This window comes from Cryobacterium sp. TMT1-3 (assembly GCF_004402315.1).
GTDB lineage: Bacteria > Actinomycetota > Actinomycetes > Actinomycetales > Microbacteriaceae > Cryobacterium > Cryobacterium luteum.
The window spans coordinates 480185-500115 of sequence record NZ_SOFW01000006.1 but is presented as its reverse complement, the minus strand read 5'-3'; the positions used below and the strand labels follow the sequence as shown (position 1 = coordinate 500115).

The 19931-nt window shown below is 67.1% G+C and carries 20 protein-coding genes, 1 tRNA gene and 1 riboswitch; of the genes, 13 read left to right on the top strand and 8 right to left on the bottom strand.

Annotation, left to right across the window (positions count from 1 at the left end):
* Nucleotides 1-118: 118 nt before the first annotated feature.
* The gene (locus E3O25_RS02930; protein ID WP_134360390.1) at nucleotides 119-382 is read right to left on the bottom strand and encodes a hypothetical protein; all 264 of its coding nucleotides are present in this window, start codon (nucleotides 380-382) and stop codon (nucleotides 119-121) included.
* Between the two features lie 43 nt (nucleotides 383-425).
* Nucleotides 426-536: riboswitch (TPP riboswitch) on the top strand.
* A 32-nt stretch (nucleotides 537-568) separates the two neighbouring features.
* On the opposite strand from E3O25_RS02930, the gene E3O25_RS02925 reads away from it, so the two are divergent.
* The 5 genes from E3O25_RS02925 (at nucleotide 569) to E3O25_RS02905 (ending at nucleotide 4490) form a co-directional block, all read left to right on the top strand.
* Nucleotides 569-1210 (top strand): ECF transporter S component, encoded by a 642-nt coding sequence (locus tag E3O25_RS02925; protein WP_134360389.1) that lies wholly within the window; start codon nucleotides 569-571, stop codon nucleotides 1208-1210.
* A 3-nt stretch (nucleotides 1211-1213) separates the two neighbouring features.
* Entirely contained in the window at nucleotides 1214-2743 is a 1530-nt protein-coding gene (locus E3O25_RS02920) for an ABC transporter ATP-binding protein (RefSeq protein WP_134360388.1), read from the top strand.
* The gene (locus E3O25_RS02915; RefSeq protein WP_241988472.1) at nucleotides 2740-3534 is read left to right on the top strand and encodes an energy-coupling factor transporter transmembrane protein EcfT; all 795 of its coding nucleotides are present in this window, start codon (nucleotides 2740-2742) and stop codon (nucleotides 3532-3534) included. The genes E3O25_RS02920 and E3O25_RS02915 overlap by 4 nt, the downstream gene beginning before the upstream one ends.
* The gene (locus E3O25_RS02910) at nucleotides 3527-4102 is read left to right on the top strand and encodes an AAA family ATPase (RefSeq protein ID WP_241988471.1); all 576 of its coding nucleotides are present in this window, start codon (nucleotides 3527-3529) and stop codon (nucleotides 4100-4102) included. The genes E3O25_RS02915 and E3O25_RS02910 overlap by 8 nt, the downstream gene beginning before the upstream one ends.
* Nucleotides 4103-4226: 124 nt before the next feature.
* Nucleotides 4227-4490, top strand: coding sequence for a hypothetical protein (locus tag E3O25_RS02905; protein ID WP_134360386.1), 264 nt, complete (start codon nucleotides 4227-4229; stop codon nucleotides 4488-4490).
* A gap of 34 nt (nucleotides 4491-4524) precedes the next feature.
* Here the strand turns inward: E3O25_RS02905 and E3O25_RS02900 are convergent, their stop codons facing one another.
* The 4 genes from E3O25_RS02900 to orn all read right to left on the bottom strand — a co-directional run bounded on the left by E3O25_RS02900 (nucleotide 4525) and on the right by orn (nucleotide 7046).
* The gene (locus E3O25_RS02900) at nucleotides 4525-5805 is read right to left on the bottom strand and encodes a hypothetical protein (protein WP_134360385.1); all 1281 of its coding nucleotides are present in this window, start codon (nucleotides 5803-5805) and stop codon (nucleotides 4525-4527) included.
* Nucleotides 5806-5829: 24 nt separating this feature from the next.
* Nucleotides 5830-6180, bottom strand: a complete 351-nt coding sequence (locus E3O25_RS02895; RefSeq protein ID WP_092108752.1) for a metallopeptidase family protein — start codon at nucleotides 6178-6180, stop codon at nucleotides 5830-5832.
* Nucleotides 6181-6251: 71 nt separating this feature from the next.
* Nucleotides 6252-6327: transfer RNA gene (locus E3O25_RS02890), tRNA-His, on the bottom strand.
* 44 nt (nucleotides 6328-6371) lie between these two features.
* Nucleotides 6372-7046 carry an oligoribonuclease gene (gene orn / locus E3O25_RS02885; protein WP_092108750.1) on the bottom strand — a complete coding sequence of 225 codons (675 nt, stop codon included), beginning with the start codon at nucleotides 7044-7046 and terminating at the stop codon, nucleotides 6372-6374.
* An 81-nt stretch (nucleotides 7047-7127) separates the two neighbouring features.
* Between orn and E3O25_RS02880 the strand changes: the two genes are divergently transcribed.
* Nucleotides 7128-7388 carry a thioredoxin family protein gene (locus tag E3O25_RS02880; protein ID WP_092108748.1) on the top strand — a complete coding sequence of 87 codons (261 nt, stop codon included), beginning with the start codon at nucleotides 7128-7130 and terminating at the stop codon, nucleotides 7386-7388.
* A 6-nt stretch (nucleotides 7389-7394) separates the two neighbouring features.
* Here the strand turns inward: E3O25_RS02880 and E3O25_RS02875 are convergent, their stop codons facing one another.
* A complete protein-coding gene (locus E3O25_RS02875; protein WP_092108746.1) occupies nucleotides 7395-8162 on the bottom strand; it encodes a FadR/GntR family transcriptional regulator in 768 nt (255 codons plus the stop codon).
* Nucleotides 8163-8379: 217 nt separating this feature from the next.
* Here E3O25_RS02875 and E3O25_RS02870 point away from each other — a divergent pair, with 217 nt between their 5' ends.
* From E3O25_RS02870 to E3O25_RS02845, 6 genes are all read left to right on the top strand, one after another.
* Nucleotides 8380-9891, top strand: a complete 1512-nt coding sequence (locus E3O25_RS02870; RefSeq protein WP_092109124.1) for an ABC transporter substrate-binding protein — start codon at nucleotides 8380-8382, stop codon at nucleotides 9889-9891.
* An 81-nt stretch (nucleotides 9892-9972) separates the two neighbouring features.
* Nucleotides 9973-10920 (top strand): ABC transporter permease, encoded by a 948-nt coding sequence (locus E3O25_RS02865; protein WP_092108744.1) that lies wholly within the window; start codon nucleotides 9973-9975, stop codon nucleotides 10918-10920.
* Nucleotides 10917-11795, top strand: a complete 879-nt coding sequence (locus E3O25_RS02860) for an ABC transporter permease (RefSeq protein ID WP_092108742.1) — start codon at nucleotides 10917-10919, stop codon at nucleotides 11793-11795. The genes E3O25_RS02865 and E3O25_RS02860 overlap by 4 nt, the downstream gene beginning before the upstream one ends.
* A complete protein-coding gene (locus tag E3O25_RS02855; RefSeq protein WP_092108740.1) occupies nucleotides 11792-13561 on the top strand; it encodes an ABC transporter ATP-binding protein in 1770 nt (589 codons plus the stop codon). Before E3O25_RS02860 ends, E3O25_RS02855 begins: the two co-directional genes overlap by 4 nt.
* A gap of 29 nt (nucleotides 13562-13590) precedes the next feature.
* A complete protein-coding gene (locus E3O25_RS02850) occupies nucleotides 13591-15024 on the top strand; it encodes an amidase (RefSeq protein WP_092108738.1) in 1434 nt (477 codons plus the stop codon).
* Between the two features lie 149 nt (nucleotides 15025-15173).
* Nucleotides 15174-16358 (top strand): hypothetical protein, encoded by a 1185-nt coding sequence (locus tag E3O25_RS02845; RefSeq protein WP_092108736.1) that lies wholly within the window; start codon nucleotides 15174-15176, stop codon nucleotides 16356-16358.
* A gap of 53 nt (nucleotides 16359-16411) precedes the next feature.
* On the opposite strand, the gene E3O25_RS02840 is transcribed toward E3O25_RS02845, so the two are convergent.
* Together E3O25_RS02840 and E3O25_RS02835 are read right to left on the bottom strand one after the other, a co-directional pair.
* Nucleotides 16412-17185, bottom strand: coding sequence for an SDR family NAD(P)-dependent oxidoreductase (locus E3O25_RS02840; RefSeq protein ID WP_092109118.1), 774 nt, complete (start codon nucleotides 17183-17185; stop codon nucleotides 16412-16414).
* Nucleotides 17186-17205: 20 nt separating this feature from the next.
* On the bottom strand, nucleotides 17206-18654 hold the full coding sequence (locus E3O25_RS02835; protein ID WP_241984022.1) for an aldehyde dehydrogenase family protein: 1449 nt from the start codon (nucleotides 18652-18654) through the stop codon (nucleotides 17206-17208).
* A gap of 129 nt (nucleotides 18655-18783) precedes the next feature.
* Between E3O25_RS02835 and E3O25_RS02830 the strand changes: the two genes are divergently transcribed.
* On the top strand, nucleotides 18784-19914 hold the full coding sequence (locus tag E3O25_RS02830) for a 3-isopropylmalate dehydrogenase (protein ID WP_092108734.1): 1131 nt from the start codon (nucleotides 18784-18786) through the stop codon (nucleotides 19912-19914).
* Nucleotides 19915-19931: the final 17 nt, after the last annotated feature.

The following is a 19931-nucleotide window of genomic DNA, read 5'->3' as shown; positions in this document are numbered from 1 at the left end:
ACGGAAGACGCTCGACTGGGACACCCCCGCCGAGCGCTTCGCTAAACTGCTGACTACTGAATAGACCACCCGGTGTTGCAACGACCCCCAGAAACCGCCAGATCATGGGCCCCGTTCCCTAAGGTGGGCCCGGCCGCGTGCGGCGCGGGCCGCGCCCGGGACGCGCAGAGCGGATGCGCCTCGGCCAGCGCGGCCTGCGCGCGAACGGCCCCCGCGCGAACCGCCGGCTCGCCCAGCGGGGCACTCGCGGGCGCAGCCAGGCCGGAAAATGCCACGGGCCGCTCACCGGCAGACCCTGCTTGATTCGGCGTCGCCGCAGAATGAATCGCCGCATCAGCACGAGATACAGCGCCGCCAGCACGAGCAGAATACCGATGCTCACGTTGTGATCCCCATGCCGCAAGTCTAGGCGGGGCACTAGAGTTGAAGTCGATCACGGGAGTCCGGTATACCGGGCTGAGAGGAAGCTCACTTAAGCTTCGACCGTCGAACCTGATCTGGATCATGCCAGCGCAGGGAGGCTTCTCAATCCCGTGCCCTGTATTCACCTACGGAAAGGGCACGAACAGTGCACGCTACACTCACCTCCACGCGACCGGTCACGGCGAACAAGCCGCGCAACTTTCGTTGGCGCGTCGTCGACATCGTCGTGGCGAGCGTCATCGGCGTCGCGAGCGGCGTCATCTTCTGGGCCTGGGGCCTCGCCTGGTCACCGCTCAGCGCGATCCTCACGTTCACGCCCGGCCTCGAAGGCCTTCTGGCCGGCGGCTGGTTGTTTGCCGGCGTGCTCGGCGGCCTCATCATTCGCAAACCCGGCGCCGCCCTCTACACCGAGGTCATTGCCGCGGTCGTGTCCATGCTGATCGGCACCCAGTGGGGATTCTCGACGCTCATCTGGGGCATCGTCGAAGGGCTCGGCGCGGAGATCGTCCTGGCCCTGTTCCTGTACTCCAACTGGCGCCTCGGCGTAGCCCTCCTCGCCGGTGCCGGCGCCGGAGTGGCTGTGGGCCTGCTCGACACGACCGTGAGCTATGCCGCCTTAGATTTCGGTTTCAAGGCCGTCTACTTCACCTCCGCCGTCGTATCGGGCACCGTGCTGGCCGGTTTGCTGTCCTGGCTCGCCGTGCGCGGCCTGGCTCGAACCGGTGCATTGAGCCGATTTGCTGCGGGTCGGGGAGGGGCGCGCGCGCGTTCCGGCGCGCTCAGCTAGCGGATGCCTGACCCCTCGTCGTTCATACCCGCTCGCGGCCCGCAGATTCGACCGGTGCAGATCCAGGCCCGCAGTTGGGGCTGGCGGCACGCCGGACGCCAGAATCAGGCCGTGTCCGGGCTCGATCTCGAGATCGAGCCCGGCGAGCGGGTGCTGCTGCTCGGGGCCAGCGGCGCCGGCAAGAGCACGCTGGTGCACGCGTTGGCCGGGGTGCTCGGCGATGCCGAAGACGGCGACGAGACGGGCAGCCTGCTCATCGACGGACGACGCGCGGCCGAGGCGAGGGGCCGGGTCGGCCTCGTGCTGCAGGACCCCGATTCCCAGGTCGTACTCGCCCGGGTGGGCGACGACGTCGCGTTCGGTTGCGAAAACCTCGCCGTCCCGCGCTCCGAGATCTGGCCGCGCGTGCGGCGCGCGCTGGCACAGGTGGGACTGGCCCTGCCCCTCGACCATCCCACGTCGAGCCTGAGCGGCGGGCAGAAGCAGCGTCTGGCCCTCGCCGGCGTGCTCGCCATGCAGCCGGGACTGCTGCTGCTCGATGAACCCACCGCAAACCTCGACCCGAGAGGCGTCCTCGAGGTACGCGACGCCGTCGTGCGTTCCCTCGACCGCTCCGGGGCCACCCTCGTGGTCATCGAACACCGCGTCGAAGTCTGGCAGGACGTCGTTGATCGCGTCATCGTGCTGGATCCGGCCGGCGGTGTGCTCGCTGACGGGGCGACCGATGAAATCCTGGCCAGCCACGGAGAACGCTTGGCGCAGGCCGGTGTCTGGGTGCCCGCCCTGCCGCCCCGATTTCCGGCCCGTCACCCGATCGGTTCCGGGCAGACCCTGCTGCGAGCCGAGGGACTCGCGGTCGGTCGTGTTCCGTTCGGCCGGCGCGCACCATCCGTTGTCGCCGCTGGCATCACCCTCTCCGTCGCCGCCGGTACGGCCACCGTTGTGACCGGACCGAACGGTGCCGGCAAATCCACGCTCGCACTGACCCTGGCCGGTCTGTTGAAACCGGCCGGGGGATCGCTGCGTGCGTGCGAGAACTTCGCGGCCGGTGCCGCCCCCGAACCGCACCGCTGGCGTTCGACGCAGTTGCTGACCCGCATCGGAACGGTCTTTCAAGACCCGGAACTGCAGTTTCTGGCCGCGACGGTGCGTGACGACCTGCTGATTGGGCCTCGCGCCCTCCGGCTCAGCGTTGCCGAGCAGACCAACCGCGTCGACGAGCTGATGCGCCGGCTGCGTCTCGATCACCTCGCCGACGCCAACCCGTTCACCCTCTCGGGCGGCGAAAAACGACGCATGTCCGTCGCCACCGTTCTCGCCACCCGCCCGCGCCTGCTCATACTCGATGAACCGACTTTCGGACAGGATTCCCGCACCTGGCAGGAACTGGTGACCCTGTTGGCCGAGCTGCTCGACGAGGGAACCGCCCTGGTGGCCGTCACGCACGACGCCGCGTTCGTCAGCGCCCTCGCCGACGAGGAATACCGCCTGGGTACCCCCGATCCGATCCGGCTCGAGTCGGGTGCCCGGTGAGCCTTCTGACCCCCATGATCCGCCCGAGCGTGGTCGCTCGCCTCAACCCGGTGGCCAAGCTCGCCGTCGCCCTCACGGTGAGCTGCGCCCTGCTGCTGTCCATCGACTGGGTGTCGGCGGGTGTAGCCCTGCTGCTCGAGGCCCTGCTCCTGCTCTGGTGCGGACTCAGCGCCCGGCAATTTTGGCTGCGCACCGCCCCGGTGTGGATTGCGGCGCCGATGGCCGCGATCACAACGATCCTCTACGGCGAAGACTCCGGCGCGCTGCTCTGGCAGTTCGGCTTCATCTCGGTGACCGACGGCTCGGCCCAGCTCGGGCTGGCCATCGGGCTGCGAGTGCTCGCCATCGGCCTGCCCGGCATCGTGCTGCTCGCCACGACCGATCCGACCGACCTGGCCGACGGCCTCGCGCAGGTGTTGCGCTTGCCGGCTCGGTTCGTTCTCGGCGGGCTGGCCGGGCTGCGGCTCGTGGGCATGTTTATCGAAGACTGGCACTCGCTCACCCTCGCCAGGCGGGCCAGGGGCGTCGGGGACGGCGGCGGCCTCCGCGGGGCCGCCCGCCGATTCTTCGGCCCGGCCTTCTCACTGCTGGTGATCTCGGTGCGCCGGGGCAGCAAACTGGCCACGGCCATGGAAGCGCGCGGTTTCGGCAGCGACACACCGCGCACCTGGGCTCGGCCGTCCAGAGTTCGCGGGGCCGATGCGGTTCTCGTCGGCATCGGATTCGGGATCGCCGGCATCGCCATCGGGGTTGCGGTGTGGGCCGAAACCTGGAGTTTCATTCTTGCCTGACGCCCTGTTCGAGCCGGCCGCCCTGGGCGTCACCCCGTTGCTGGCCCCCCTGCTGCTGGCGGTCGCCGCAGCCGGTGCGAACCCGGTGATTCTCATCGACGGGCCCAGCGGTGCGGGTAAGAGCACCCTCGCCGATGCCCTCGTGCAGCACTGGCCGGGCACGGTTCGTCCCCAGTTGGTGCGGATGGATGACATCTATCCCGGCTGGGACGGCCTTGACGCGGCCGTGCATCACCTGCAGCATCACGTTCTGCAACCGCGACACGACGCGTTGCCGGCAGCCTGGCAGCGCTACGACTGGGGCGAGAACGAAGCGGCGGAGTGGCATCCGCTCGACCCGACCCGAGCACTCATCGTGGAGGGCTGCGGAACCCTCGCCGCCGCCCACGAACCGCTCAGCCAGGTGCGCGTGTGGCTGGCCGCCGACGATGCGCTGCGCAAACGACGTGCGCTTGACCGTGACGGCGAAGCGTTTCGCGCCCATTGGGACCAGTGGCAGCAGGAATGGGCGACCTACCTCGGGCGGGAGGCCCCGCAAAGTCGGGCGACCGTTCGTTTGCGGAGCTGACGCTGGCTCGTGGCACGTGTTTGCGAGGTTCGCACTGGTTTGAACACGTGCCGCCTTCTCAAACACGTGCGGCGCGCGCCAGTTCCCCGGGCATAGCGCACCGCACAGGACTACATTGGCTGTCATGAGTAGTCCTGACCGCGAAACCCCGACCCTGTATATCGCCGAGTTCATCGACGGCCCGCTCGAGGGGCAGATTGATTCCCGGGCCCTCGTGCGCGGCAAACACGCACCACGCATCAGCATGGTCGCCGCCGTCGGCGGCCTCGAATCGGTGTTCTGGTATGACGAGGTCGACGAACGAGACCTGAACGGGCAACGCCGCGTGCGGTACACCTTCGACTCGGGCGAGAGCGACCCCATCGACACCGAGGTCGAGCCGCTCTAGCCGTTCGTGCCGCTGTAGCCGTTCTCGACTGACGCTACTGCTCGAGCAGGGCCGTGATCATCACGATTGGATGCAGCAGGCGCCAGCCCGGCCCCGGGTCGGCGATACCCTCGCTCAGTTTTAGGGCAGCCGAGAGGTCCTCCCCGGCTACGGTGAGTCGTACCTGGCCCACGTTCGCACCGCTGCGGGCCGTCGCGAAGTCCTTGAGCGTGACGATTGCGGCCTCCGGGGTGGCGGCCTGCCAGGCGTAACGGGTGCGCGAGACCCCCACCACGGCCGAAGCTTCGTCGCCCCACGCGGATTCAAACGTCGCATAGGCGTCACCCGCGGCCAGAACCGGCAGTGCGCCCACTCCGGCCCGCGCACTGCCCATAAGGGCGATCAGATCTGCCGTGAGCGCGTCGTAGGTCGGTTCGCCCAGGTAGGCGCCCGAGAACGTGAAGCTCGATGCTCCGTCACTCACCTCGGCGGTGAACAGAAAACAGACCCCGGCGGCATCCGTATAACTGCGTGAAATTCCCGTGATGCCTTCCTCGGGCAGATACGAGGTGGTGTTCAGAACCCCACGACGGTTCGCCAGAGCGGATGCGGGACTGGCCAGCATCGCAGACACCACGGGGTCGGTCGCGGCGAGGCCGGCCAGCTGGGCGAGGTCGGTGGCGGTGCCGGCGCTCGCATCGTGCAGCCCGGTAGCGTCGACCACGGCCGTGTCGGTGAGGCCCTGGTCGGTGAGCCAGGCGTTGGCGGCGACGACGTAGGCGTCGACCGAGCCGAACGCCCAGCGTGCCACGCTGTCGGCGTGGTTGTTGCTCGAGCCGAGCAGCAGCGCCTGCAACAACTCGAGCTCGGTCCACTGTTCGTTGGCGAAGACGGTCACCGAGCGGGCACCCGACTTGTCGTAGTCCAGGTAACTCTGAAAGTCGGCCGTCGTGAGGGTCACGATGGGGCCAGACTCACCGGCGACAATGGGTTTGGCGTCGAGAACGACGAGAGCGGTCACGACCTTGGCGATGGAGGCCATCGGGAGGGCTTCAGTGGTGCCGGCCACGGCGATCGGCGCTGAGGTATCCGCGGCGGTCGACGTCGTGCCGGAGGCGCCGCTCGTCGTGGCAGCCAGCACGGCAATGGCGCTCGCACCATCACTGGAGAGCGTCGGGGGAGTGGGCGCGGCAGCGCTGTCACCCGGGGTGACCGTGGTGGCCGTGACGGCGGGCAGAGGTCCCAGCAGCGTCGCCGGGCCGTAGATGCCGACGCCGAGAATCACCACTGTTCCGACCAGGATGCCGACGAGGCGGCCGAGACGAAAGGAGCTCATGCCCCAAGGCTAGACCGCAGGAGGCTAGCCCCAGCCGAGTTCGTGCAGCCTGTCGTCATCAATACCGTAGAAATGGGCGATTTCATGAACCAGGGTGATGTGGATCTCATCGTGCAGATCGTCGAAAGTGTCACAGATCGCCAGTAACGGCTCCCGGTAGAGCACGATTCGATCGGGCATCTCACCGAAGCCGTACTGCCCGCGTTCGGTGAGGGCGACCCCGTCGTACAAGCCCAGGGTGTCGAGCGTGCCGTCCTCGGGACGGTCCTCCACCACGAAGATCACATTGTCGAGGCCGTCGACCATGTCGTCGGGCAGCAGGTCGAGCTCATCGACGACGAGACGTTCGAACTGCGTTGCGTCGAGTTCTAGCATGCTGCATTCAACATCGCGGACTGCTCCCGACCACCAGACGGGCGGCCGGGGCCGAACGCGCTGGGTTTCATTGGGGTGAGTAACGGGGATTGAACCCGCGACCTCCTGGACCACAACCAGGCGCTCTGCCAACTGAGCTATACCCACCATGCGTCCCCACGTCTACAACGCGGGGCAACTCAGCAATCCTATTACACCTCGGAGGCGAATAAGTGCACAACATCGGCCGCGTGCGACTTGGCTTCCTCACTCGTCGGCCCCGGATCGGCCACGAACACGGTCTGGCGGTAGTACGCCAGCTCACGGATGGATTCGAGAATGTCGGCCAGGGCGCGGTGTCCGCCGTCCTTGGTGGGGGCGTTGAAATATACCCGCGGGTACCAGCGGCGGGCCAGCTCTTTGATCGACGACACGTCGACGTTGCGATAGTGAAGCTGAGTGTCGAGGCGCGGCATGTACCGGGTGAGGAAAGCTCGGTCGGTGCCGATGGAGTTGCCGGCGAGCGGAGCCTTCTGCTCGGCCGGGATGAACTTCAGCACGTATTCAAGAACCTGGAACTCGGCTTCGGCGGCGCTGACTCCGTTGGGGATCTCGGTGATGAGGCCAGACGAGGTGTGCATGTTGCGCACGAAGTCGCCCATGTTCTCCAGGGCCGAATCGTTGGGCTTGATGATGATGTCCAGGCCGGGATCAAGCACGTTGAGGTCGTAGTCGGTGATGACGACGGCGATCTCGACGAGTTCGTCACGGTCGAGGTCGAGCCCGGTCATTTCACAGTCGATCCAGACCAATCGGTCGGGACTCTTCGACGTCGGGGAGTTTGCGGGGGCGGTCGTCGGTGCTTCACCAGTCGTGCTGTTCGTCATGACCCGAGTCTACCGGTGGCCTGCGACACGGCCTGTAAACTTGGATGCTACCGAACTCAACGCGCGACCTGCGAGGCCCTGATGGAATTCACACTGTATTCGTCGTCATTCTGCGAACCGTGCATGCAGACGCGGGCGGTGCTCGCCGAAGCGAAACGACTCGTCCCCGGTGCGACCGTGCGCGAGATCGATGTTGCCGGTGCTCCGGAGCAGGCTGAGGCTTTGCTTATTCGCAACACTCCCACGGTCATCATCACCAACGGCGCCGGCACCGAGGTCTTTCGCGCGGCCGGAGTTCCCACCCTCGCGCAGGTGCTCGTCGCCGCCGCCAAAGCGCTCTGAGCGGGCTCACGCCACAGCGTCGTCGGGAGCTCCACCGAGTGCTGACCGGCTCTGGGACGAAATGATGTCGCCGTAATACTCGATGATGAAGGATCGAGCAAGTCGTCCGGCACTCGCTCCGTCTCCGGCCGAGATCGCGGCCAAAATCTCACGATCGTGGGCCAGGGACAGTTCCATCCTGGCCTGGGAGTCAGGCGCGCGATCGAGTTCGTCGGTGACCATGTCGATGAGGGCGCCCCGGGTCGCTTCCCCGCAAATCTGCAGGAGCTGATTCTGGCTGGCCGCCCACACGCTCACGTGGAAGGCGACATCCGCTCGGCTGAACGCGACCGGTCCGCGGGCCACTTCCTGCTGCATCGCGTCGACGGCCGCGCGCATCTCGTTCAGCTGCGCCTCGGTGCGGTGCTGGGCGGCCAGGGTGCAGGCGGTGCCCTCGAGCATGATGCGAAACTCCACGAGCTCCGACAGGGCGACGGTTTCCAGACGCACCAGTCGGCTGACGGTTTTCGCGAGAATAGCCGGCGAGGCCTGCAATACTTCGGGACCGCGCGGGTCGCCGGGGCGCGAGCGCACGAGTCCGGTACTCTCGAGCACACGCAGGGCTTCACGAATGGTCGACCGGCTCACCTCGAACGTCAGCATCAGCTCGCGCTCGCTCGGCAGACGATCGCCGGGGCGGAGTTCCCGCCGGCCGATGGCGGTCTCGATCTGTTCGACGACGCGCTCGTAGGCCTTGACGGTTTTGACGGCGGTAAATGCGGCTTTGTGGGTCATCTGCACTCCCTCGAGGTTTCGACCCGGCGTCAATATCGGGGTCGATCTTGACGATCTCAGATCTTCATGTAAAGCTGACTTTGGTACAGAGTGTACTGGTCTGACCATGTGTTTCGCCGGTCTGCACAGCACATTTCCACGGTATTTCTCGCACCATTTCTCGCAGTATGTCTGGCCGATCTTCGTGGGGCCAGCCGAACCAGAGGGGCACGTTCGAATGAGGGCACACACCCGGCGACGCATGTTCGCCAGCATTGCCACGGTCATAGTCGCGTCCATGGCCCTAATCGGTTGTTCCAGCGGATCGACGACCGCCGAAGGGGAGCCGGACACGGCGTTGACCGTTGGCCTGCTGGCCACTCCCGGCAACCTCGACTACACCACGACCGCCGGTGCCGCGATCCCGCAGGCCCTCCTCTACAACGTCTATGAGGGGCTGGTGAAACTCGACAACGACGGCACGATCATTCCGCTGCTCGCCGAGTCGTGGACGGTCAGCGACGACGGGCTGGTCTACGACTTTCTTCTGCACGAGGGCGTAGCCTTCTCCGACGGTTCGCCATTCACCGCGGAGAGCGTGAAGTTCAGCCTCGAACGCGTCAAAGACAACTGGACCGCCAACGGACCCGCCTACCTCGACCCGATCGCCAGCATTGAGGCGGTCAGCGACACCGAGGCGCGCATCACCCTGTCGAAGCCGAGCAACAGCTGGCTGTTCAACATGAGCGGCCCGGTCGGCACCATGTTCACCGAATCCGGCCTGGCCGACCTCGCCACCGCTCCAATCGGTACCGGCCCGTACACGGTCAGCTCGTTCAAGACCGGGGACAGCCTCGTGCTCGCCACCAACGCCGACTACTGGGGCGAGGCCCCGTACATGACCGACGTGACGCTGCGCTATTTCACCGACGCAACCGCGCAGACCAACGCGCTGCTCAGCGGCGACATCAACCTCATCTCGGGCATCTCCCAGTTTCAGCTGGTCGACCAGTTCAAATCCAACACCGACTTCCAGGTGCTCGAAGGCGCGAGCACGGGTGAGGTGACGCTGTCGATGAACAATGCCAGCGACGCCTTCAGCGACGTTCGGGTGCGGCAAGCCGTCATGTATGCCATCGACCGCCAGGCGGTCATGGACACGGCGAACAGCGGCTACGGTCTGCTGATCGGTTCCATGGTGCCGCCGACCGACCCCTGGTACGACGCGACCCTGGCCGACCTGTACCCGTACGATCCCGACCAGGCCACCGAGCTCCTGGCCGAGGCCGGAGTCAGCGACCTGACCGTCGCCTTCAAGATTCCCAACCTGCCCTACGCCGTGGCCGGCGCCCAGGTGGTCAAGGACCAGCTCGCCAAGGTGGGTATCACCGCCAACGTGACGGCGCTCGAATTTCCCGCGGTCTGGCTCGACGAAGTCTTCTCGGGCCACGACTACGACATGTCGCTCATCATGCACAGCGAGCCGCGCGACGTGACCGCCTTCGCCGCCCCCACCTACTACGCGGGCTACGACTCACCAGCGGTGATGGCCAAATTCGCCGAAGCGGACGCCGCCGACGCGACCGCCTACATCGAACTGATGAAGGAGGCCACCACGACCATGGCCGAGGACGCCGCCGCCGACTGGCTCTACCTGCAGCCGGCGATCTCCCTCGCCGACGCCGACCTGCTCGGGGTGCCGAAGAACACGCCGAGCCTCGCACTGGACCTGTCGACGATCGCGCGATAGGGCCCGCAGGGGCCGCGACCTGGCCTTAGACGCGTACGGTTGTTGTTCGAGCGGTTGAATCAGTCAGAGGAAAGTCCCGTTATGGTCTTTGTGGTTCTGCGTCGCCTCGGCGTCTTCGCCACCACGGTGGTCGTGGCCTCGGTCGTGACGTTCCTGATGCTGTCGATCCTGCCCGGCAACGCCGCCCGCATCGCCCTCGGCGTGCAGGCGAGTGAAGCGGATGTCGCGGCGCAGGCCACAGCCATGGGGCTCGACCGCCCAGCGATCGTGCGCTACCTGGACTGGTTCGGGCACGTGCTGATCGGCGATTTCGGCACCTCCACCGTGAGCCGCCAGGCGATCGGCCCCGAAATAACGGATGCCCTCGGCATCACGGTGATCCTCGTGCTCACGAGCGTCGTGCTGGCGCTTTTGTTCGCGATTCCGTTCGGAATCCTCACCGCGGTGAGGCAGCGGAAGCCCGATGGTGCCATCTTGTCGGGCATCAGCCAGATCGGCGTGGCCGTACCCGGATTTCTGGCCGGGATGCTGCTCGTCACCGTTTTCGCTGTGACGCTCCGCTGGCTTCCGGCCGGCGGCTGGGTCGACCCGGGCGAGGACTTCGGTGGATTCCTCGAGCATCTCATTTTGCCCGCGATCGCGCTCGGCAGTGTGCAGGGCGCCGTGCTCAGCCGCTACGTGCGCTCATCCGTTCTGGAAGTCATGCGGGAAGACTTCATTCGCACCGCCCGCGCCAAAGGCCTAGGTGCCGGACCGGCCCTGTTCCGGCACGGGCTGCGCAACGCCGCCGTACCGGTGATGACCGTGCTCGGCCTGCAGATCGCCACCCTGCTGGTCGGCGCCGTCGTGATCGAGCGGGTCTTCAGCATTCCCGGCCTCGGCAGCCTGCTGCTCGACAAGGTCGCGCTGCGCGACCTGCCGGCCGTGCAGGGCATCGTGCTCGTGCTCGTGGTGTTCGTACTGGCGCTGAACTTTCTGGTGGACCTCGCCTTCACGCTGGTCGACCCCCGCCTTCGGAGCGCCGCATGACCGCCGTCAATGCCCAGATCCCCACACCGACCGGGCCCACCCCCGCACGCCGCAGCAAAAACGGGGGCGGTGCCACACTCTGGGCCGGCGTCGTGCTCATCGGCCTCGTGCTGCTGGCGGCCCTCGTGTCAGCGTTCTGGACGCCGTTCGACCCAGAGGGGGTCTTCTCAGACTCCATCCTGCTGCCGCCCGGCGCGGAACATCTGCTCGGCACCGACAGTTTCGGGCGTGATGTGTTCAGTTCCATCCTGCGCGGCGCCCAGATCTCCCTGCTGGTCGGCACCGTCGCGGTTGGGATCGCCGCGCTGCTCGGCGTGCCGTTCGGCATCGTGGCGGGCATGAATCCCGGCCGTCTCGACCAGTTCATGATGCGCGGCAACGACATCTCCCTGGCCTTCCCCGCCCTGTTGCTCGCGATCATCTTCGGTGCCATCTTCGGAGCGGGCACGGTCACGGCCATGGTCGCGCTCGGCATCGGCACGGCACCCGCCTTCGCCCTGATCGCCCGCAGCGGTACCCTGCAGGTCATGAGCCGCGAATATGTGCAGGCAGCCCGCGCCTCGGGCAAGAGCGGCTTCTTCATCGGGGTGCGGCATGTTCTGCCCAACATCAGCGGCATGCTCATCGTGCAGGCCTCCGTCTCGTTCGGCATCGCGGTTCTCGCCGAGGCCGCGCTCTCCTACCTGGGGCTCGGCACACCGCCGCCCACGCCGTCGTGGGGGCGTATGCTGCAGGACGCCCAGGGCTACCTGTTCATCGAGCCGCTGCTCATCGTCTGGCCGGGAATTGCCATCGCCGTGGTGGTGCTCGGTTTCAACCTGCTCGGTGACGGCCTCCGCGATCGCTTCGACCCCAAGATGCAGGTGAACCGATGAGCACACCTACCCTCAGCGTGAGCGACCTGCGGGTCGGCTCACCGTTCAACGAACTGCTGCACGGCATCAGTTTCGACATTGCGGCCGGCGAACGAGTGGGCCTGATCGGGGAGTCCGGCTCCGGCAAGTCGCTCACCGCGACATCCGTTATGGGGTTGCTGCCGGAAACCCTTGCGGCCAGCGGCACGATCCGCCTGAACGGCGTCGAAGCCGACCTGCTCACCGCCGGCGAGCGTCGCCTGAATTCGCTGCGCGGCAACACCATGGCGATGGTGTTCCAGGAGCCGATGACCGCCCTGAACCCGCTTATGCGGGTCGGCGCCCAGGTGGCCGAGATCATGACGGTGCACCGCACCGAAAAGGGTCGGCGGCAGGCTCGGGACCGCGCCGTTGAGCTGCTGGCGCAGGTGAAGCTGCCGAACCCGGCCGAAGCGGCCCTGGCATTTCCGCACCAGCTCTCCGGCGGGCAGCGCCAGCGCGTGATGTTGGCCATGGCCATGGCCAACGACCCGCAGCTGCTGCTCTGCGACGAACCGACCACGGCGCTCGACGTCACCGTGCAGGCCGAGGTTCTGAAACTCATCGGCAACCTCGTCACCGACCGCGGCACCGCGCTGCTGCTGATCACGCACGACATCGCGGTGGTCGCGGAGGTGTGCCAGCGGGTGCTCGTGATGTACGAGGGCGACATCGTCGAAGACGGACCGGTCGGGCGGGTGCTGACCGCGCCGCAGCATCCGTATACGCAGAAACTCATTGCGGCCTCCGATCTCTCTTCGGTCGACGACCGGGGCCGGCTGCACACCATGTCGATGCCCGTAATCAGCACCCCGCGTGCGGCCGCATCCTCGCCTCGTCCGGTTGCAGCGGATGCCGCCGCCGCGCCGATTCTGCCGCCGCACCGCGCCGCCCACCAGCGCCTCGAACAGGGCGGCCCACCGGTGGTCTTCAATGAGGTCGCCGGGGTGCCGGCCATCTCGGTGCGCGACGTCAGTCGGCAGTATCGCCGACGCGGCGGGGGACTGTTCGCTCCGGCACCGATCGTGCACGGCCTGCGCGAGGTGTCGTTCGACGTGGGCGAGGGCCAACGGTTCGGCATCGTCGGCGAGTCCGGGTCGGGCAAATCCACGCTCATGCGCATCCTCTGCGCCCTCGACCAGCCTTCCGCCGGGACGGTCGACGTGCTCGGGCAGTCCATCGCCGGCGCCTCGGAACGGCAACTGCGGGACTTTCGCAGCCAGGTGCAGATCGTCTTCCAGGACCCGATGGGATCGCTGGATCCGCGCATGCGCGTGCGCGACATCGTCGCCGAACCGTTGCGCAACGTCAGCCGCGCCGACGCCCTGGCCCGGGTCGAAGCCCAGCTCAATGCGGTCGGGCTCGATGCCGACGTGATGCACCGGCATCCGCACCAGTTCTCCGGCGGCCAACGGCAACGCATCTCCATTGCGCGGGCGCTCATCACTCGGCCGCGTGTGCTCGTGGCTGACGAAGCGGTCAGCGCCCTCGACGTGTCGGTGCGGGCTCAGGTGCTCAATCTGCTGGCCGATCTGGTTGATGAATACCAGCTCACCCTCGTGTTCGTCTCCCACGACCTCGGCGTCATTCGCCACCTCTGCGACACCGTCGCCGTCATCTCCGACGGGCGCATCGTCGAATGCGGGCCCACCGCGAGCGTTTACGATCGCCCCCTGCATCCCTACACAAGGCAGCTGGTCAGCGCGACGCCGTCGATGCGCGACCTCGCCCGACGCGCGGCGAACTGATGCAGCACCGAACAATTGGAAGAGGGACCATGGCCGAGACCGCGCCCATCGAATGCCTGCCGGCGACCGAACTCGTTCGGCGCTACCGAAGCGGTGACCTCTCCCCGGTCGAGGTGACGGCCGCGGTGCTCGACAAGGCCGAGCGTCTGCAGCCCGAGCTGAACTGCTTCTGGGGTCTCGACCGGGTCGGAGCGCTCGCCGCGGCCGCCGCGAGTGAACGCCGGTGGGCGGCCGGGATGCCGCGCGGACCGATCGACGGCGTGCCGACGAGCATCAAGGAGAACGTCGCGGTGCGCGGCTTCAGCCAGCCGTCCGGCACCGCAGCCAAGTTCGACGCACCGGTTGCGACCGTCGACGGGCCGAGCGCCGCGCGCGTTCGGGAGGCCGGCGGCGTCATCTTCGGCGTCACGGTGATGCCCGACTACGGCATGCTGTCCTCCGGGGTCTCAAGCCTGCACGGCGTGACTCGCAGCCCGTGGAACCCTGCCTGGACCGTCGGCGGGTCGAGCGCCGGCGCGGGCGCTGCGGCCGCAGCCGGGATCGGCCCGCTGCACCTCGGCTCCGACATCGGCGGCTCGCTGCGGCTGCCGGCCACCTGGCTCGGGCTTGTGACGTTGAAACCGAGTTTCGGCCGAGTGGCCGTCGACCCGCCCTACATGGGCCGGGTCGCCGGACCGCTCACCCGAACAGTGGATGATGCCGCGCTGTTCCTGGGGGTGCTCACCCGGCCAGACCCGCGCGACTACACCGCTCTCGGCGACCAACACCTCGACTGGACCGACGTGCACTGCGGCGAATCGGGTGTGACTGGATTGAAAGTAGGCTTTCACCTCGCGGGTGGGGCGGGTCTTTCGACCGACCCGGAGGTGGCGGCATCCGTTCTACAGGCGGTGGAACTCTTTGCGGCGGCCGGAGCGATCGTGGAGCAGATCGCCCCGCCGATGACCGCGAAATACCTCGCCGACCTCGACCTGTTTCTGAGGGTGCGCTCCCTCGCCGACTATGAGGTGCTCAAACCGGCGCGGCAGGCGCTGGTGCTCGACTTCATTCGGGACTGGGTGCTGGGCGGAGCAGGGGTATCGGGGACCGAGGTGGTGCGCTGCTACCAGAGCATCCAAGACCTGCGCGCGGCGACCGTCGCGGCCACCGCGCCCTATGACGTAGTGCTGTCGCCGGTGTCGCCTGTCGCGGCCTTTCCTGCGGAATGGCCGATGCCGACCAACGACGCGGCCACCTCGCTCGACCACATCGCGTTCACCGCGCCGTACAACTTCTCGGAGCAGCCGGCCAGCTCGGTGAACTGCGGGTTCACCGCCGACGGACGCCCGATCGGGCTGCATATTGCCGGACGTCGTTTCGAGGACCTCGCCGTGCTGCGGGCCACGCACTGGTACGAGCAGGCACGGCCGGCAGCGGCCGAGCCGGTCTGGCCCTTTCACACGGTGGGCCAGCTGGCGCGCTGACTCGCGCGACGGGCTGGCAGTGCTCTTCAGGGTTCTCGTGCCGTTCATGTCCTCGTGTTCGGACGTTCGTACCGGAGGGGCAGGGTTGGTGTCGCCGGGAAGTGGGGCCCGGCATCATTCACTCCCACCGGATCCGAGGAGCGTAAATCGTGAAGAGCACATTCGCACTACTACCCGCCACCGTTGCGCTGGCCGCCGCGCTGAGCGTGGCAGCGCCGGTCAGCGCGGCACCCGCCGACCCGCAGGGACCTCCCGCCCATGCAGAGGCGCCGGCGGCTATCGAAAACTACCCCACGACCATTGATTCCGGGTCGTGGGACGCCGGACACATTCAAGGCATCGCGATCGATGAGAAGAACGGGTATGTGTACCACTCGTTTACAGACACGCTGGTCAAGACTGATTTGACGGGTAATGTCATCGGGACGGTCGAGGGGTTCACCGGCCACCTCGGCGACCTGGACTTCAACACTCAGGACGGCCGCGTCTACGGTTCCCTCGAGTACAAGGCCGAAGAGGCCTTCTACATCGCAATCTTTGACGTCGACAAGATCAACGCTGTCGGCATGGACGCCGAGGATTCAGGCTTAGTCACGGCCGTGTACCTCGAGGAGGTCGTCGAGGACTTCACGGCGGATATGGACGGCAACGGCGTATTCGACGGCAACACCGCCAGCACCGCAGACCACCGGTATGGTTCCAGCGGCATTGACGGCGTCTCCTTCGGTCCCGAGTTCGGAAAGAAAAGCGGCAAGCAGCAGCTGATGGTCGCCTACGGTGTCTACCGCAACGATGCTCGGGCCGACAACGATCACCAGGTGCTTCTGCAGTATGACGTTTCCCGATGGGGAAAGTACGAACGCCAACTGACCCAGGCCGATCCGCACACTTCCGGCCCGGTCGACGAGGACGCCAAGTACTTCGTCCACACCGGAAACACCGCCTTCGGCGTGCAGAACCTCGCCTACGACGAACAGAGCAACCTCTGGTACATGGGCGTCTACCGCGGCGGCAAGCCCGGGTACCCGAACCGGACGCTCTACGTGCTGGATGGGACCACCGCTCCGCACGAGCAGATCATTGAAGGCCAGCCCAACGATGAAACCGGCCTCGTCGTGCCGCTCCTGCAGCAGGGGCTGAAACACGAAGCCACCGGCATCTACGGCTGGGAGTTCAAGTCGGACGTCGGCATCGAGCCCGTCGGTGACGGCTATTTCTACGTCGCCCGAGACTTTCGCGACAGCTCCAGCGGCCATGCGCAGCAAGCAGCCACACTTGAGCTGCACCGCTGGACCGGAAAAGGCGCATCCGGATTCGAGCGCGTCGTCCGCTAGCTGGTGAAAGGGTCGGCAGGCAACTGCCGGCTCCACCGCGCCACGTACACGCCCTAGGCGTTCGGCGGGTCGAAGCGGCCGTCGACGGCGGTCCAGCCGCCATCGACGGTGAGCACCGACCCGGTGACGAAACGCGAGGCGTCCGAGGCAAGATAGACCACGGCGCCGGCCAGTTCGCTCGGAGTCGACCAGCGGCCGAGGGCGCTCTTGGCGGCGTAGGCGTTGTACCACTCGGGATCGTTCTTGATTTGTGCCGTCAGGGGCGTCTCCACGACGCCGGGGGAGATCGCGTTTACCCGCACCCCGGCGGGCCCGTATTCTGCCGCGGCGGTGCGCAGCAGCTGCACCAGCCCGGCCTTGGTCGCCGCGTAAACCCCCTGGCCGGGCTCGACCGTGACCGCCCGAATGGAGGCGAAGCCGATGATGCTGCCGCCGCCGTTGGCCGCCATCGTCGGCGCAAAGGCCTGGATGAGGACGAAGGCAGCGCGCAGGTTGAGATTCACGACGCGATCGAACTCGTCGAGCGTGTAGTCCGCGATGCGCTTTCGCACGTTGGTGGCCGCTGTGAAGACGAGAGCGGCGAGGTCGGTCAGGTCGCGGGCGACGGCCCGAACGGCTTCCTGGTTGAGAACGTCGAGCTGCAGCGCGCTGGCTCCGGCGCCGAGCTGCGCCGCGGTGGCCGCCGCGCTCGGGGCGTCCCGGTCGGCGCAGATCACCGTGGCGCCGTGGGCGTGCAGGGCGAGGGCGCTCTCTCGGCCGATGCCGCTTCCGGCCCCGATCACGAGAACCCGGCGACCGGAGAACTGGAACAGCTGGGTGTAGTCCATCGAGGTTCCTTTGTTCTGGTTCACGGGCGGATCATGGCCATGCGGGTCACGGTGAACTCCTCGATGGCGAAGCGCGGCCCTTCCCTGCCGGTGCCGGAATCCTTGACGCCGCCATAGGGCATGATGTCGGAGCGAAAACCGGGAATCTCGTTGACTACCACGCCGCCGACGTTTAGCTCGTTGATGGCCTGAAAGGCTCGTTGCAGCGATCCGGTGAAGATGGCGGCCTGCAGGCCGTAACGCGAGCGGTTGACCAGCGCGATGGCCGAACCGAGGTCGGAGATGCGCTGCAGCACCACAACCGGTCCGAAGATCTCCTCGCACCAGACCAGGGCGTCGTAGGGAACATCCGTCAGCACGGTCGGGGCGATACTTCGGTCGATCCGGTGGCCGCCGGCCAGCACCCGCGCCCCGCTCGCCCTGGCGGCATCGATCCAAGCCAGGATGCGCTCGGTTGAAGCCTCATTGATGACCGGTGCCACGCGGGTGCTTTCGTCGCGGGGGTCACCGACGCGCACCTCGGGCAGGCGGGCGAGCAGCATCCGCTCGAATTCGTCGGCGATCGTGTCGTGTACCAGAATGCGCTGCACCGAGATACAGGCCTGACCATTGGCGTAGAAGCCGCCGCGAATCACCGCGTCGACGGCCTTCCCGAGGTCGGCGTCGCTCGCCACGATCAGCGCGGTGTTGGCGCCGAGTTCGAGTACGACCTTGCGCGGCGCAGCGTCGCGGGCAATCTGGTGCCCGACGGCGGCAGAGCCGGTGAAGGAGACCACGGCCACCCGCGGGTCGCGGACGAGGGCCTCGCCGACGGCGATTCCGCCCGTGACGAGCTGAACGGCAGCGGTCGATACCCCGTGGTCGCACAATACCCCGCGAATGAGGTCCACCACCCACAGCGTGGTCAGCGGTGTGTTCGGGGCCGGTTTGATGATGATCGGGCAGCCGGCAGCAAGAGCGGGAGCGAGTTTGTGGCTGGCCAGCAGAAAGGGGTAGTTGAAGCCGGTGATGCCCACGACGATTCCGGCCGGTCGCCGCGTCCAGTAGCCGATCATTCCCACCCCGCTGGGCTGCAGGTCGAGCGGAACGGTCTCACCGTGCAGGTGGGCGACCTCCTCGGCGCTGGCCGACCACGTGGTGAGGGCGCGAGCGACCTCGGTGCGGCAGTCCGTGAGCGGCTTGCCAGTCTCCAGCACGAGCAGTTGCTCGAAGTCAGCGCTTCGCTCGGCGAGGGCATCGTGAATAGCGATGAGTAGGGTACGACGGATGCCCGTGCTCAGCCCGGCCAGTTCCGCGCGTACCGCGGCGGCCGCGTCCACCGCGAGCGCGGCCTGCGCCGCTGTGCCGACCGGGGCGAACGCGACGGGGGAGCCGTCGAAGGGGAATACGATCTCCTCCTGCTCGGCGCAGTCCAGCCAGCGTTCGCCGATGGGGAGCCCGGTCGGGTAGGGGATCGGGAACGGAGCCACGGGACTGCCTTCTGTTAAGGGGTGCTGGCATTTCTACTGGTCTGACCAGTAACCTAACTAGGGTATCGAGTGGCGATCGTCAGGTCAATCATCTGTCGCGGCGCGCATCCGTTCATGAGGGAGAGCCCAATGACCAGCACAACGAGAGTCCACCGGCTGGCCGTGATCCGCGGCGACGGAATCGGACCAGAGGTGATCGACGCGTCACTCGAGGTGCTCGCGGCGGCGGAGTCGTTGTTCGGGTTTCGGGCAGAGCTGACCGAGATTTCGGCCGGTGCCCGGCACTACCTGGCCACCGGCGAACTCTTCACGCCCGCCCTGCAGGCGCAGCTGCGTGACCACGACGCCATTCTGTTCGGTGCCATGGGGGACCCGGCCGTCGCGCCGGGCGTTTTGGAGCGCGGATTCATTCTCGAGATGCGTCGCAGCTTTGCGCAGGCGGTGAACCTGCGACCGGTAAAGCTGTATCCGGGAGTGACCACGCCCATCGCGGGCCTCACGCCGGAGCGCTGCGACCTCGTGATTGTGCGGGAAAACACCGAGGGCTCCTATGTCGGCCGCGGATCGACGGTGCACGTCGGCACCCCGCACGCCGTCGCCGTGCAGGAATCGGTCAACACCCGCATGGGCGTGGAGCGCGTGGTCGAATTCGCGTTTCGACTCGCCGAACGGCGCGGTGGCACGCTGACCCTGTGCCACAAGAAGAACATCCTGGTCGAGGCCGGCACGCTCTGGCAGTCGACGGTCGACGACCTGAGTGCGCGCTTTCCGACCGTTCCAGTGGACTACGTGCACGTCGACGCCCTGTGCTTCTACCTGCCGACAACTCCGGAACGCTTCAATGTGGTGGTGACCGACAACCTCTTCGGCGACATCATCACCGACCTGGGCGCGGCCATCCAGGGCGGTCTCGGCGTCGCCGCGAGCGCCAACCTCAACCTCGACGGCTGTGGCCCGAGCATGTTCGAGGCCATTCACGGCTCGGCTCCCGACATTGCCGGCCGGGGCTGGGCCAATCCGATCGGGGCGGTGCTCTCGACCGCCATGTGCCTCGCCCACCTCGGCGAGATCGACGCCGCTCGTGCCATCGAGGCCGCCGCCGTGCACCTTCTGGCCCAGTTGCCGGCGACCGCCGGGCCGCGCATGGGTTTCTCGACCGCGCACTTGGGCAGGGAGATCGCCGGCCTGGTGACGAGCGGAGCACCGGTGCCCGCCGTCCCCGGCTACTCGGTCATGGACGACCTCGCCGCGCTGCGCTGATGCGCGTGTTGACCGCA